Source organism: Bradyrhizobium sp. 63_E2_N1_3 (assembly GCF_052076005.1).
Lineage (GTDB): Bacteria > Pseudomonadota > Alphaproteobacteria > Rhizobiales > Xanthobacteraceae > Bradyrhizobium > Bradyrhizobium barranii.
Window position 1 is genome coordinate 1,535,669 of record NZ_CP197235.1, and the last position, 14,025, is coordinate 1,549,693.

At 66.1% G+C, this 14,025-nt stretch carries 14 protein-coding genes; 9 read left to right on the forward strand and 5 right to left on the reverse strand.

Features of this window, described 5'->3' with window-relative positions:
- Positions 1-13: 13 nt before the first annotated feature.
- Positions 14-1,225 carry an NnrS family protein gene (locus AB7531_RS07115; protein ID WP_063981145.1) on the forward strand — a complete coding sequence of 404 codons (1,212 nt, stop codon included), beginning with the start codon at positions 14-16 and terminating at the stop codon, positions 1,223-1,225.
- A 2-nt stretch (positions 1,226-1,227) separates the two neighbouring features.
- Here AB7531_RS07115 and AB7531_RS07120 read toward each other — a convergent pair whose 3' ends face one another.
- Complete coding sequence (locus AB7531_RS07120; protein ID WP_063981146.1) at positions 1,228-2,265, reverse strand: AraC family transcriptional regulator; 1,038 nt, start codon at positions 2,263-2,265, stop codon at positions 1,228-1,230.
- A 202-nt stretch (positions 2,266-2,467) separates the two neighbouring features.
- Here AB7531_RS07120 and AB7531_RS07125 point away from each other — a divergent pair, with 202 nt between their 5' ends.
- Positions 2,468-3,088: a response regulator transcription factor gene (locus tag AB7531_RS07125; RefSeq protein WP_063986095.1), complete on the forward strand. Its 621-nt coding sequence runs from the start codon at positions 2,468-2,470 to the stop codon at positions 3,086-3,088.
- Positions 3,089-3,273: 185 nt separating this feature from the next.
- Positions 3,274-4,950 (forward strand): mucoidy inhibitor MuiA family protein, encoded by a 1,677-nt coding sequence (locus AB7531_RS07130; RefSeq protein WP_063981147.1) that lies wholly within the window; start codon positions 3,274-3,276, stop codon positions 4,948-4,950.
- Positions 4,951-5,024: 74 nt separating this feature from the next.
- Here AB7531_RS07130 and AB7531_RS07135 read toward each other — a convergent pair whose 3' ends face one another.
- Genes AB7531_RS07135 through AB7531_RS07150 form a run of 4 tightly spaced genes read right to left on the reverse strand, consistent with a single transcriptional unit; the run spans position 5,025 to position 8,091 of the window.
- Positions 5,025-5,840, reverse strand: a complete 816-nt coding sequence (locus AB7531_RS07135) for a heme ABC transporter ATP-binding protein (protein ID WP_063981148.1) — start codon at positions 5,838-5,840, stop codon at positions 5,025-5,027.
- Positions 5,837-6,931 carry a FecCD family ABC transporter permease gene (locus tag AB7531_RS07140; RefSeq protein ID WP_063981149.1) on the reverse strand — a complete coding sequence of 365 codons (1,095 nt, stop codon included), beginning with the start codon at positions 6,929-6,931 and terminating at the stop codon, positions 5,837-5,839. Before AB7531_RS07140 ends, AB7531_RS07135 begins: the two co-directional genes overlap by 4 nt.
- Positions 6,928-7,878, reverse strand: coding sequence for a heme/hemin ABC transporter substrate-binding protein (locus AB7531_RS07145; RefSeq protein ID WP_441279920.1), 951 nt, complete (start codon positions 7,876-7,878; stop codon positions 6,928-6,930). Before AB7531_RS07145 ends, AB7531_RS07140 begins: the two co-directional genes overlap by 4 nt.
- Before the next feature lie 6 nt (positions 7,879-7,884).
- A complete protein-coding gene (locus AB7531_RS07150) occupies positions 7,885-8,091 on the reverse strand; it encodes a hemin uptake protein HemP (protein WP_063981151.1) in 207 nt (68 codons plus the stop codon).
- Between the two features lie 249 nt (positions 8,092-8,340).
- Between AB7531_RS07150 and AB7531_RS07155 the strand changes: the two genes are divergently transcribed.
- From AB7531_RS07155 to AB7531_RS07180, 6 genes are all read left to right on the forward strand, one after another.
- Positions 8,341-10,737 (forward strand): TonB-dependent hemoglobin/transferrin/lactoferrin family receptor, encoded by a 2,397-nt coding sequence (locus AB7531_RS07155; RefSeq protein WP_354098299.1) that lies wholly within the window; start codon positions 8,341-8,343, stop codon positions 10,735-10,737.
- Between the two features lie 135 nt (positions 10,738-10,872).
- Positions 10,873-11,208 (forward strand): antibiotic biosynthesis monooxygenase family protein, encoded by a 336-nt coding sequence (locus AB7531_RS07160; RefSeq protein ID WP_063981154.1) that lies wholly within the window; start codon positions 10,873-10,875, stop codon positions 11,206-11,208.
- A 30-nt stretch (positions 11,209-11,238) separates the two neighbouring features.
- Positions 11,239-11,754: a heme utilization cystosolic carrier protein HutX gene (gene hutX, locus AB7531_RS07165; protein WP_441279921.1), complete on the forward strand. Its 516-nt coding sequence runs from the start codon at positions 11,239-11,241 to the stop codon at positions 11,752-11,754.
- Positions 11,755-11,781: 27 nt separating this feature from the next.
- Positions 11,782-12,558, forward strand: coding sequence for a tonB-system energizer ExbB (gene exbB, locus AB7531_RS07170; protein ID WP_063981156.1), 777 nt, complete (start codon positions 11,782-11,784; stop codon positions 12,556-12,558).
- A gap of 3 nt (positions 12,559-12,561) precedes the next feature.
- Positions 12,562-13,008, forward strand: coding sequence for a TonB system transport protein ExbD (gene exbD, locus AB7531_RS07175; protein ID WP_063981157.1), 447 nt, complete (start codon positions 12,562-12,564; stop codon positions 13,006-13,008).
- Positions 13,008-13,835 carry a TonB family protein gene (locus tag AB7531_RS07180; RefSeq protein WP_063981158.1) on the forward strand — a complete coding sequence of 276 codons (828 nt, stop codon included), beginning with the start codon at positions 13,008-13,010 and terminating at the stop codon, positions 13,833-13,835. Before exbD ends, AB7531_RS07180 begins: the two co-directional genes overlap by 1 nt.
- The last annotated feature ends 190 nt before the right edge of the window (positions 13,836-14,025 follow it).

Consider the following 14,025-nt stretch of genomic DNA (forward strand, 5'->3'; position numbering starts at 1 on the left):
AGGAGTTGCCCCCATGGCTGGCGCCCGATCCCGTAACTTTGAGGGCTGGCCGCTGTTTGCGAACAGCTTTCGGCCGTTTTTCCTGCTCGCCGCGATCCAGGCGGGGCTTTCTATCCTGGCCTGGCTGCCGATGTTCTACGGCGAATTGTCGGTGAGCTCTGCGTTCGCGCCGCGCGACTGGCACGTCCACGAAATGCTCTACGGCTTCCTGCCGGCGGTGATCACGGGATTCCTGTTCACGGCGATCCCGAACTGGACCGGGCGGCTGCCGATCCAGGGGACGTCGCTGGGCGCGCTGCTGACCGTGTGGCTGGCCGGACGTTTTGCAGTGACCCTGTCCGCCGATATCGGTTGGGCGTTCGCGCTCGTCGTCGATGCCGCCTTCCTGGCATTGGTCGTCGCTGCGGCCACGCGCGAAATCATCGCGGGCGGCAATTGGCGCAATCTGCCGGTGGTGGTGCTCGTGCTGGTGCTGCTCGCCGGTAACGTCGCCTTCCATCTCGAAGCGCACTTCGAGGGCGCGGCCGATGTCAGCATCCGCGTCGGCATCGGCGTGGTCGTGCTGCTGATCTCGCTGATCGGCGGCCGCATCATCCCGAGCTTCACCCGCAACTGGCTGGTCAAGTTCAATCCCGGCCGCCTGCCGGTGCCGTTCGGGCGCTTCGACGGCGCGATGATCGGATTGAGCGCGTTCGCGCTGATCGCATGGATCGTGGCGCCGCTGAACACGGTCACCGGCGCGGTGATGGCGCTGGTCGGCGTGCTGCACCTGGTCCGGCTTGCACGCTGGGCCGGCGATCGCACCACGCGCGAGCGGCTGCTGCTGATCCTGCATGTCGGTTATGTCTTCGTGCCGCTGGGCTTCCTGCTGCATGCCCTGGCTGTCTTCGGCGCGCTGCCGCCGAGCGCGGGCATTCACGCCTGGATGGCTGGTGCGGCCGGAACCATGACGCTCGCGGTGATGACCCGCGCGAGCCTCGGGCATACCGGACAGGCGTTGACGGCCTCGCCCGCGACGCAGGGGATTTACGCTGCGATCATCGTCGCGGCGCTGGCGCGGGTCGCTGCGGTGGTGCTGCCTGCGCATGGCGATGTCCTGCTGCACATCGCCGCCTGCGGCTGGATCGTCGCGTTCCTCGGCTTTGCGATTGCGTTCGGCCCGCTGCTCGCCGGCAGCCCCCGGCGCGCCCTTGCCATCATGGGCGTGCCCGCTCCGGCACGCTGAGCCTAGGCCGCGGACGCCGAGGGAACGCCGGCGCGCTTGGCCAGCGGCCGCACGCCCTTGCGCCATGCGGTGATGTTGCAGCCGAAGCGGCCACGGAACCAGCGCGCCATCGCGCTCTGCGCGGAGAAGCCGAGCTGGGTGGCGATATCGGCCAGCGGCCGGCCGGGGTCGTCGATCAGCTGGGTCACGAGATCGGCGCGCTGCGCGTCGAGGATCGCCGAGAAGCTGGTGCCCGATGCGGCGAGGTGCCGATGGATGGTGCGGCGGGTGCAGGCGAGATGCTCGGCCACGCGCTCGACCGTGCAGTCGCCGCTTGCGAGCAGGATGCGTACCACCTCGTCGACCTTCTCCTCCCAGCTTGCCGGCCGCGTCTCGATCGCCTCGATCCGCTTGCGCAGATAGCTCGCGATCAGCGGATGCGCGCTCGGAATTCGCCGCTCCATGTCATGCGCCGACAACAGGATCGCATCGTCATCGGCATTGAAGGTGACGCGGCAACCGAAGAAGTCGCGGTAGCGCTTGCGGTCGTGTGGCGGCGGATAATGCAGATGCACCTCGAGCGGCCGCCAGTCGCTGCTGAACAGCGACTGGATGATGCGGTGGACGCTGCCGAGCGCCATGTCGATCGACTGGCGCGGCGCGGTCGGCTGCCGGCCGCGCAAATGCAGTGTGACCGTCACGGTCTGCTTATCGCGCGTGACCTCAAGCTTCATGCCGTCGTGATGAACGTGGATGAAGCGCGAGAACGCTTCGATGGCCTCACTGACGGTCGCCTGTTCACGCACGATCAGGCCGACCGCGCCGAAATTGGTCAGCCCGCCGCGCTCGGCGAGCCGCAAGCCGAAATCTTCGGCACCCGATGCCTCTGCCGACAATTCGAGCAGCCGGCGCAGGCTGGTCACGGCAATGGGGGTATCGGGCTTGTCGAGCACGGCCAGTGGCAGCCTGACCTTGCGCATCATCTGTTTCGGGTCGAGCCCGACCGACCGGGCGACATCCGGGTAGTAGCTCAAGCCTGCGCTGCGCATGAGGTCGGTCATGCGACCCGTTCCAGTCAGCCATTCCCGCAGATGTCCCGAAATGTAAAGTTTCTGTCCCGATCCGTCAAATCCGGGAACAGGATGGAACATACATAAGGGAAACCGAAGCACGGGCGTGAATGCCGTGCGTATGACGACGCGGCGCGACGAAGCCCCGCTGCCGTCTCGGGCCATTTGACCAAGACATTGCTGGATCGGGATGATGCCGGGAAACATGCTTTCCAAGGGTGAGGTATTCGTCATTGAAACTGACGCGGCCTCCCGCGAACAACTTTCAATGGCGCTTCAACAGAGCGCCTATGACGTGATCTGCTTTGCCGACGGCGCGTCGCTGCTGTCGGAAGCCAAGGCCCGGATGCCGGCCTGCGTGTTGCTGGAGATGCCGCCGGATCGTTCCGCCCTCGACGTGCTCAAGCGCCTGCGCGAGGAGAACTGCATGGCGCCGGTTCTGGTGACCTCCGCGAACGGCAGCATCGCCATGGCGGTCGACGCGATCAAGAGCGGCGCGGCCGACTTCATCGAGAAGCCGTTCCGCACCCGCGACATCGTCGACCGGATCGATGCTGCCATCGACGAGTTCGCGCAGCCGGGTTCAAACCGGCAACGCTGGCTGCCCGGCTGCGAGCCCCTGACCGGGCGCGAAGTCGATGTGCTCGAGCACCTTGCTGCCGGCCTGACCAACAAGGAGATCGCCCGGCGCATACATCTGAGTGCGCGGACGGTCGAAGGCTACCGCGCAGGCATCCTGAAGAAGGCCGGCGCCCGCAACGTGACCGATCTGCTCCGCCGCATCTTCGGCCAGGGTTCGCCCACCCCGGTTTAAGGACCTAAGTTTAACGGCTTCGCCACGGGACGACGACACGTTCCGCGGCCTTGGTGCGGCCGCGGCGGCGCCCCACGGAAACCCCAATCGAACCAGTTCCTTCCCTGCCGCGTCCAACCATGTTGGCGAGGCATTTGATCGCACGCGTCCGGCTGGCGGCGCGGCGATACGGCAGGAGGGACTTTATGCGCATCACCGCAAGATGTCTGGCAACGACGAGCCTGGTTCTGGTGACCATGGCGACGGCGTCGCCATCATGGGCCGCCGATGTGGACGCCACATCGGCCATCGACACCGTCACCGTCTATCCGGATGGCGCCACCGTCACCCGTGTCATCGCGCTGGACCTCGCCTCCGGCGACAGCACGCTGGTCGCCAAGGACTTTCCGCTCTCGCTCGATCCGTCCTCCCTCCGTGTCGAGGGCGAGGCGGGCGCAAAACTGACCATCGGGACCATCGACGCGCGGCCGCCGCGCGCGGCACAACCCGCCAATCTGCCCGAGCTCGATAAGCGCATCGAGGCGTTGAAGGATCAGCGCGCCGATGTGCAAGGCGATATCGACGCGGCCAACGCCCGGCGCAAATTCGCGCAGCACTTTGCGGAGGCTTCTCCCGCCGGCCTTGGCGAGAAGGGCGAGGCTCGGCCGATCACCGAATGGCGCGCGGCCTTTACCGCGGTCGCCGAGGAGATCGCGACCGCCGATACCGCGATCCGCGACGCCACGCGAAAGCAGCGCGAGATCGATCGGCAGCTCGCGCAACTTGAAGCGGAGCGTTCGGCCAAGCCGCCGAGCAAGCTTGAGGTTCGCATCGATGTTGCCGCCGCCGCCGCGACGAAGGCGACGTTGCGGGTGACTTATGCAGTCCGCAATGCGCGCTGGCTGCCGCTGTATGATGCCCGGCTCGACACCGGTGCCAAGGACCGCAAGCCGCAGCTCGAGCTGGTTCGCCGCGCCGAGGTGACGCAGTCGACCGGCGAAGACTGGTCGAACGTCAACCTCGGTGTTTCCACCGTTCGCGTCAGCCGCGGCGGTAGCGCACCGGAGCTGAATTCGCTGGTTGTGAGGTATCCGCAACTGCCGAAGCCGCTGGCAATGGGCACGGCGTCGGACATGGCGGTGCCCGCGCAGCCGATGACGCGGCAGGCGCAATCTCCGGCGATGGCGAAAGCTGCGGAGCCCGAGCTGCGTGAGCGCGCGGACGAGCAGCAGGCCAACGCCGAGATCGGCGATTTTCAGGCCGTGTATCAGATCAGCGGCCGCGTCAGCCTCGGTGCCAATGAGGGCGCCAAGAGCCTGCTCATCTCCTCCATGACGGTGACGCCCGACCTCGCCATCCGTGCCGCCCCGGTCGCGGATCCCACCGCTTACCTCGAGGCGTCATTCAAGCTTGCCGAGGATACCAATCTGCTGCCCGGCAAGGTCGCGATCTTCCGCGACGGCACGTTCGTCGGTCGCAGCAAATTCTCGACCGCCGCGCGGAACGACGCGATCCGGCTCGGCTTCGGTGCCGACGACAAGATCAAGATCGAGCGCACCGTCATCAGGCAGAACGAAGGCACGGCCGGGGTGATCGCGTCCTCCAAGACCGACACGCGTTCGTTCCGCACCGTCGTTCGCAACGGGCACGACTTCCCGATCCGCATCGCGATCGAGGATCAGCTTCCGGTCAGCGAGAACGAGGATATTGGCGTCGAGATGCTGTCCTCGACCACGCCGCCCACGACCACCAATCTGCGCGAAAGGCGCGGCGTGCTGGAATGGGCGTTCGACGCAAAACCCGGCGAGATCAAGGAGATCAAGTTCGCCTGGCGCGTCCGCTGGCCCAAGGACAAGGGCATGGTGATCGTGCCGGCGGGGTAATGCGCCCGGTCTGAACCGAGGCGCGGCGCCGTCTTCGTTACCTCTCTCCGCAAGCGGGGCGAGGGAGTGCATCTTCACCGCGGCGGCAGTTCGGCTCGCGCCGCCGCCCGCATCGATTGCGGCAGCACGTAGGGCACGCCGTCGTCGGCCTGATGAACGACGGCGTCGATTTCGAAGATGTCGCGAATGGTCTCGCGCGTGACGATTTCCGCGCGCGGGCCGTCGGCAGCGAGCTTGCCGCCGTTCAGGACGATGAGCCGGTCGGCGAAGCGGATCGCGAGGTTGAGGTCGTGCAGGATCGCGATGACAGCGGTGCCGCCTGCCGCGCGGCGGCGCGCGGCTTCGACGAGGTCGATCTGGTGGCGCAGGTCGAGGCTCGATGTCGGCTCGTCCAGCAGCAGGAGCCCCGGCCCATGCTCGGCCTCGCCGCAGGCGAGCTGCACCAGCACGCGGGCGAAATGGGTGCGCTGCTGCTCGCCGCCCGATAGCGTCGGCAATTGCCGTTCGCGGAAATGTGCGAGGCCAACCTCGTCCAGCGCGGCGTCGACGAGCGACACGGCATCGCGCAGGCTGCGGTCGCCCGCGCCCATCAGCACGATCTCCTCGACCGTGAAGGGGAAGGTGACGTTGATGTGCTGGGACAGCATCGCGCGGCGCGCGGCAAGCTCGCGCGGCGTATAACTGCTTATGTCGCGCTGCTTCAGGTGCACCTCGCCCTCGCTCGGGCGGAGATCGCCGGAGAGCAGCCGCAGCAGCGTCGACTTGCCGGCGCCGTTCGGGCCGATGATCGCGACCATCTCGCCGGCTTCAACCGATAGGCCGACACCATCGAGCAGCGTGGCGCGGCCGGCGCGCTTGCTTAAGCGTCGCGCCTCGATCACGGCGCTCATAGCGAGGCGAGCCCGCGCTGGCGCAGCAGGATGCCGAGGAAGACAGGCGCGCCGACCGCTGCCGTCAAGATGCCGATCGGCATCTCCGCGGGCGCCACGATCGTGCGCGCCAGCGTGTCGGCGCCGACCATCAGGATCGCGCCAAGCAGCACCGAGGCCGGCAGCAGCAGGCGATGCGCAGGTCCAATAACGAGACGGAGCAGATGCGGCACGACGATGCCGACGAAGCCGATGACGCCACTGATCGACACCGCGACCCCTGTCATGGCGGAGACCATGACGATCGAGATCCGCTTGAGACGCTCGACGTCGACGCCGCCGTGAAACGCGTCGGCCTCGCCGAGCACCAGCAGATCGAGGCCGCGGGCAATATACGCGCAGGCGCCGAGCCCGATGATGAGGATCGGCGCGAGCACGGCGGCCTTGGTCCAGGTCGCGCCGCTCATCGAGCCCAGCAGCCAGAATGTGATGTCGCGAAGCTGGCGGTCGTCGGCGATGAACACCAGAAGCCCGATGCCGGCATTGGTGATGGCAGTGATGGCGACGCCGGCGAGCAGGAAGATCGCGATCGAGGTCCGCCCCGCGCGGCTGGAGATGCCGTAAAGGATCGCGGTCGTGGCCAGCGAGCCCGCAAAGGCCGCGAGCGGCAACAGCTCGGTCTGAAGGAAGCGCAGCGTCTCGCCGAAGCGCGAATCGGTGAAGACGATTGCGCTTGCGGCCGCCAGCGCACCGCCGCTGGAGACGCCGACCAGCGCGGGATCGGCGAGCGGGTTGCGAAACAGTCCTTGCATGATGGCGCCCGCCGCGGCGAGCAGGCCGCCGACCATCGCGGTCGCCGCGATCCGGGGAATGCGGATCGACCACAACACGAGCTGGTCGCGCGTCGTCACGGCGTCGGCGGTGGTGTTGCCTGCGAGACCGAGCGCAGCAGGCAGCCGGGAGAGGGGAATGCCGGCCGCGCCCACGGTCAGCGCGACGATGGCGGTGGCCGCGAGGATCACCAGGAGCAGGGGAATGGCAATCGACGTAAATCGCCGTCCTGCGCCCGCACGTCGCGGGCTCCGCGAGTCCGTCCCGATCGCCACGCTCATTGCCGGCAATTCGCCGCCGACAGAGCCGACGTGAAGGCGCCGCCCTCGGCCAATGCCGGATAGAGCTTGACGGAGAGATCACGGGCCGCCGCGGCCGTGCGCGGGCCGAAGCCGAGCAGATAGAGCCCGTCCATCGTGATGAAGCTCTTGTTGGCCGCGACCGGCGTCAAGGCGAAGCCGGGATGGGCGTAGACCGCGTCGGCCTGCAGTGAATCCTTGCCGCGCTCGATCGACAGCACGACGTCGGGTTTTGCCGCGACGATCGCCTCGTCGCCGATGTTCTTGTAGCCGTCGTAATCCTCGACCGCGTTGGTGGCGCCTGCAAGCTGGATGATCTCGTCGGCGGCGGTCTTGTGACCGGCGACCATCGCCCGTCCGTTCAGGAGCGACATCACGAACATCACGCGGACCGGCTTCGTGACCTTGGCACGCAGTGCGCGCAGCTGCGCAAGATCCGTAGCCACTGCGGTGCTCAGGCATTCGGCGCGCGCATCGACGCCCATGGCATGGCCGACCAGCTTGATCTTCTCGATCAGGCCTTCCTCCGAGAAGGTCTCGGGCACCAGCACCAGCGGCACCTTCGCCGTCTCCAGGAGGTCCATGGTCTCGCGCGGGCCCGATCCCTGGATCGCCAGGATCAGGGTCGGGTTGAGGCCCAGCACGCCCTCGGCCGAAATCTGGCGCATGTAGCCGACATTGGGTTTGTCGTGCAGCGCCGCTGCCGGATAGAGGCTCGTGGTGTCGACGCCGACCAGGCGGCTCTCCAGCCCGAGCGCATAGAGGATCTCGGTAATGGCGCCGCCGATCGAGACCGTGCGGGCGAAGTCGGCAACGGCGACATCGCGATTGCGCGCATCATGCAGCGTGATACCGGCGGCGTGCGCGGTCGAGGCGAGCGCGATGGTGCCGGTGAGCAGGAGGTTTGCGAGGGTGCGACAAAATGTCATTGCAGGTTACTTCGTCAGGATCAGCTTGTTCTGCGAGGTCAGGCGAAGGCGATAGGCGTCCTCGCCATGCGCGATGATGATCTCGCGCTCCGCCGCAAACAGCTCGCGGCTGTCGATCCGGCTCCCGCGTATGGTCAAACTTCTCGTTGTTGCAGAAGGGCTTTGTGTCGGCCCTGCCGCATCGCCGCTATTGTCTCCGGACGTTGCTGACATGGTAGGTGTGATGCGCTTTCGAAATTTCAGATGCGTCTTGTTTGTATAAGCGGCATCAGGCGCATTCCAACGGCGGCAATTTACAATCGATATAAACTGCAACCCGATGACATTGACCGTCAGGGTGTTGCCACGTAACCAAATGGAACAATGCGGGCCGGGGGGCCTGCACCAGAGAATAGCCAGCCAGTCGCTCGCCGCGCGAGCGCACGCCAGCCAAACAAGACATATCATGATTGGGTTGGGTGTATGGCTGACGGGGCTAGGTATTCGCGCGCGCTGATTTTGGGCGCGTCGGTGGTTTCAATTGCGGCGGTGTCGCCGGTGAGCAGCTTTGCGCAGACCGCGGATCAAACCGCGCAATCATCCAAGCCGGCGAAGCCCAAGCAGGCCAAGCGCAACCCGGCCAAGCCGCAAGCTGTTCAGCAGCAGCAGGCCAGCACCAGCGTGTGGGATGCACGCGCGCAGGCGATCGTCGGTGTTCAGGCGCTCGACACCATCACGGCTGCCGCCTCCAAGACCGACGAGCGCGCGGTCGACGCGCTCGCACCGGTCAGCGTCGTGACTTCGGCGCAGATCGAAAGCCGCCAGGCCAGCACGGTCGGCGATCTCATCTATAATGTGCCGGGCGTATGGGTTCAGAACCGCGGCGACGAGCCGTCGACCTCGATCAATATCCGCGGCTTGCAGGATTTCGGCCGCGTCGCCGTCGTCGTCGACGGCGCGCGGCAGAATTATCAGCGCACGGGCCATTTCGCCAACGGCTCGTTCTTCCTCAACCCCGAACTGATCAGCGGCATCGACATCGTTCGTGGTCCGACCGCCAACATCTACGGTTCCGGTGCGATCGGCGGCGTGGCGTCGTTCCGCACCAAGGATATCGAGGACGTCGTGCGTGCCGGCGAACGTTGGGGTGTTGACGTCAAGACCATTCTTGGCAGCAATTACGGGCGAGCGCTCGGTTCGGCCTTCGGCGGTGTTCACGTCAATCCAAATGTGGACGTGTTCGCGGGCGGCACCTATTCGACGCAGGAGAGCTACAAAGACGGCACCGGCTTCGAGGTCGCCAACACCGGCAACCGGCTCACCAGCGGCATCGCCAAGCTGACGGTGCGCCCGGCCGATGGGCACGAGATCAAGCTCGGCACCATCTTCCAGGAGGACATCTACAGCGTGGGTCAGCCGCCACGCCGTGCCGGCGATCCCAACTCGACCAATGCGAACGGCGCCAACAACCTGAGCGGCACGTCGATCTACAGGTCCGACGTCAAGAACTACACCACGACGCTCGGCTGGAAATATTCGCAGCCGGATGACCAGTGGTTCGACTGGGATGCGAAGGTCTACTGGAATCGCACCGAGAACGACCAGGTCAAGACCGCGCATACCAGCACGACGCCGTCGGTCTTCTGCAGCGGCGTGCCCGGCAATGCCGTGTCCGGCTGTATCGGCAGCAACCGTGGATATCTGCTCGATACGGTCGGCGTCGACGTGTACAACACCACGCGCTTCGATACCGGCAGCTGGCGTCACGCGGTGACCTACGGACTGGACGCGTTCCAGGACAAGGTGTCGACGCAGGACAGGACCGGCACGTCGGAAGTGACGACGCCCGGCGGTCAGCGTACGGTCTCCGGCGGTTTCGTGCAGTGGAAGGCCAATTACACCTCCATGCTCGAGGTGATCGGCGCGCTTCGTTACGACAATTATCAGCTCTCCTCGGCATCCTCGTCGTCCGGCGGCGACCGTTTGTCGCCGAAGATCACCGTCGGGCTCGTTCCCACGGCGGTCGTGACGCCCTATGTCAGCTACGCCGAAGGTTATCGCGCGCCGTCGATCACGGAAACGCTGGTCAGCGGTCCGCATTCGGGCGCGACGGTCAACGACTCGTTCTTCCGCTGTCCGTCGGGCACGCCGGGTCCGGGAGCGGATTCGACCTTCTGCTTCGTCCCGAATCCGAATCTGCGGCCCGAGGTCGGCAAGAACAAGGAGATCGGCTTCAACATCAAGAAGAACGATCTGTTCACGGCGGGCGATACGCTGCGCGGCAAGATCAACGTGTTCCGCAACGACATCTCCGACTTCATCGATCAGGTCGCCTATGGAAATCCGCTGGTGGTCCCCACCGGCCCGCCGCCGGCGCCCTCCATCACCGTGCTTCCGTTCCTGCAATATCAGAACGTCGCGTCCGCCCGCATCCAGGGTTTCGAGGCCGAGGCGATGTACGACGCGAACACCTGGTTCTTCGGCCTCTCCGGCAGTTACCAGAACGGCAAAAACCTCCAGACGGGATTTGGCCTGTACAGCGTTCCGCCGCAGAAGGTCACGACGACCGCCGGCGTGCGGTTGCTGGACCGGACCCTGATCCTCTCGGTGATGTGGACGTCGGTGATTGCGAACACCGACATCCCGCCGACCTATACGCCGGCGACGTCGTACGATCTCGTCAACCTCTACGCCCAGTATCAGCCGCGGCCCGATCTCACGCTCAACTTCTCGGTCGAAAATCTTCTCAACCAGTACTACCGGCCCTACGCCATTCCGGTCGGCAGTACGGGCGATACGCAAAACGACGTGAAATGGGCGAGCGCCGGCCCCGGGCTCGTGGTCAAGGGAGGCCTGAAGTACCACTTCGGCGGCATCTAAGGAGTACGCCGACGACAGCAAACGGGACGCCGTATTCACCGCCAGAGCCACGCTGATGTCCCAGCGTGGCTTCGGCACGTTCTGAAACATCCGCTCGGCATTCGCCGATCAACAAGACTGACAGGAGAAAATCTGATGTTCATCGCCATGAATCGTTTCCAGGTGAAGCTCGGCTCGGAGGCTGCTTTCGAGACCGTCTGGCGCACCCGCGAATCCTATCTCGGCAGCATGGCCGGCTTCGTTGAATTCCACCTGCTGAAGGGGCCGGCGCTCGAGGACCACACGCTGTATTCTTCGCACACGGTCTGGGTCGACAAGGCGGCGTTCGAGGCCTGGACGCGGTCGGACGAATTCCGCCGCGCCCACGCGCGCGCCGACAACAAGACCGGCGAAAGCCTCTATCTCGGCCATCCCAAGTTCGAAGGGTTCGAGGTCATCATGACCGAGCGCAAGACGAACGCGGCCGCCTAGATCGCGGCGGATCAGGAAAGGGAGCCGGACATGCTGAGCACCGATCTCGCCGATCTCAAGGCGTACATGGCTGACAATCCCGGTGCGGTGATCGAGGACGTTGCGCGCGAGCGCAAGGTCACTCCGCGGGCGGTGATCGAGGCGCTGCCGTCGTCCATGGTGCGCGTTGGTGGCGGCGAGCATTTCGCCGCCGCCATGCAGGACATCGCCGCGTGGGGCGAGGTCACGCTCATCGTGCACACGGATGACGCGATCTTCGAGTTCACGGGCGCGGTCCCGGCGGGCGAGGTCGGCCGCGGCTATTTCAACCTGATGCAGCCGAAGGGATTGCACGGCCATCTCCGCCACGAGCGCTGCGCGGCCTTGGCCTTCGTCGAACGCCCCTTCATGGGCAAGACCTCGGCCTTCGTTGCGTTCGTCAATGCCGACGGCGGCATCATGTTCAAGGTCTTCGTCGGCCGCGACGAGACCCGGGCGCTGCGGGCGGACCAGCTCGTGCGATTCCGGCAGCTGGCGGACCGGGTCGCGGCGCTAGGCGTGGCATAATTTCCTTCTGTCTGTCGGGAGATCAGGATGCAGAGCAATTTTGGGCTTCGGCATGTGATCCTAACAATTGGGCTGGTGCTTGCGCCGGCCCCGGCCTTCGCGATCGACGAAGCGCTGTTGCCGCGCAATCTGTCGCCCTGGGGCATGTTCCTCGGTGCCGACATCATCGTGAAGACGGTGATGGTCGGGCTCGCCATCGCCTCGCTGGTGACGTGGACGGTGTGGCTCGCTAAGACCATCGAGCTGCGCCGCAAGAGCGCGCTCGCCGTGCAGCGGACGCGTGCGCTCGAGGGCAGGATGAAGCTGGCCGAGGCGGCGGAGCGGACCGGCGACGCGCATGATGCGGTCGCCCAGCTCATCCAGTCCTGCGCCAAGGAGGCGGAGCTCTCCGGCGGCATTGTCGATGACGGCCTCCAGGAGCGCGTCGCGCTGCGGTTGGAACGGGTCGAGGCCGCGATGTCCAGGCAGATCGCGCGCGGCACCGGCGTGCTCGCGACCATCGGCGCCACCGCGCCGTTCGTCGGCCTGTTCGGCACGGTCTGGGGCATCATGAATTCCTTCATCGGCATCTCCGAGAGCCACACCACGAGCCTTGCGGTGGTCGCGCCCGGCATCGCCGAGGCGCTGCTTGCGACTGCGCTCGGACTCGTCGCCGCGATCCCGGCCGTGGTGATCTACAATCAGCTTGTCCGCGGCATCGCAAATTACCGGGCGTTGCTCGGCGACGCTTCGGCGCAGCTCATGCTGCTGGTCAGCCGCCAGCGCGACCACAGAGAGTTCCGCCTGGCGCGGGCGGCGGAGTAGGCCATGGCCGCGAAGCTCGGCGCACGCGGGGGATCGCCGCTGAGGCGCGGCGACCCCGGCGATCTCGACGTCACCCATGAGATCAACGTCACGCCGTTCATCGACGTGATGCTGGTGCTGCTGATCATCTTCATGGTGGCGGCCCCGCTCGCCACCGTCGACATCGGCGTCGAGCTGCCGGCCACCGCCGCCGAGCCGGCGCCGCGGCCGGACAAGCCCACCTTCGTGACGGTGAAGCCGGATCTCACCGTCGCCGTCGGCGAGGAGACAATGGCACGCGAAGGCCTCGTCACGGCGCTCGATGCCGCCACCAAGGGCCGCAAGGACGAGCGCATCTATCTCCGCGCCGACAAGGCTGTCTCTTATGGCGACCTGATGGAGGTGATGAACACCTTGCGCAATGGCGGCTATCTCAAGGTCGCCCTGGTCGGCCTCGACGGACGCAGCTGATGTCGGCGAGCGCTTTTGCCCTGCATGAACCGCTCGGCGAGCGCGAAACGGCGCGTTGGGGCGTTTCGGCCGCGGTGATCGTGGCGTTGCATGTCATCGCTGCGGTGATCGCGATGAATTGGGTGCGGTCGCAACCGGAGCAGGGCGTCACCCTGCCTGCGGTCATGATCGATATGGCGCCGATCACGTCGGCGCCTCAGGCGACGCCGGATGACGTGGTGCCGGGGCCGGTGATGAAGGAGGCCGATGCCTCACCGCCGGAGCCGATGCAGCGGCAGGCGGTCGAGGAGACCATCGCGCCGACACCGCCGCAGGAGAAGCCCGACGTGGTGGCGCCGCCGGAGCAGAAGCTCGAGCCGACACCGGCCAAGCCGGAGCCCGCGAAAATCGTGCCGCAGGAAAAGCCGGCGCCCGAAAAGCCGAAAGTAGTTCGTCCGGAGGCAAAGAAGCCGTCGAACGCGACGCCCGCGCCTCGCAACAGCGCGCCGCCGCGCGCCGAGCGGGAGGCGCCTGCAGCGTCCGCCATGAGCGCGGGCGCGGTCGCATCGCTGGTTGCGACCTACAATCAGCGCGTCCGTGCGCACCTGATGCGCCTTCACTCCTATCCGTCCGGCGGCAACGGTCAGCGCGGGCTGGTCCGGGTGAGTTTCACGATCGGCCGTAACGGCCAGGTCACGTCCAGCCGCATCGCTTCGTCCGGCGTTGCCGCGTTCGATGCCAAGGCCACGTCGATGATCCACCAGGCCTCGCCGTTCCCGCCGATCCCGGCGGAGATCAAGAACAGCTCGATGAGCTTTACCGTTCCGGTGGACTTTATCGTGCGGTAGCCCGCTCTTTCTACCTCGCCCCGCGTGCGGGGAGAGGGTGGGGTGAGGGGCGGTCTCCGCGCACTCATCGAGAGTGTGGGAATGGAGTTCTATCCTCGTCATTGCGAGCGCAGCGAAGCAATCCAGACTGCCTCTGCGGAGAGACTCTGGATTGCTTCGCTGCGCTCGCAATGACGGAGGGTGAGGCGCC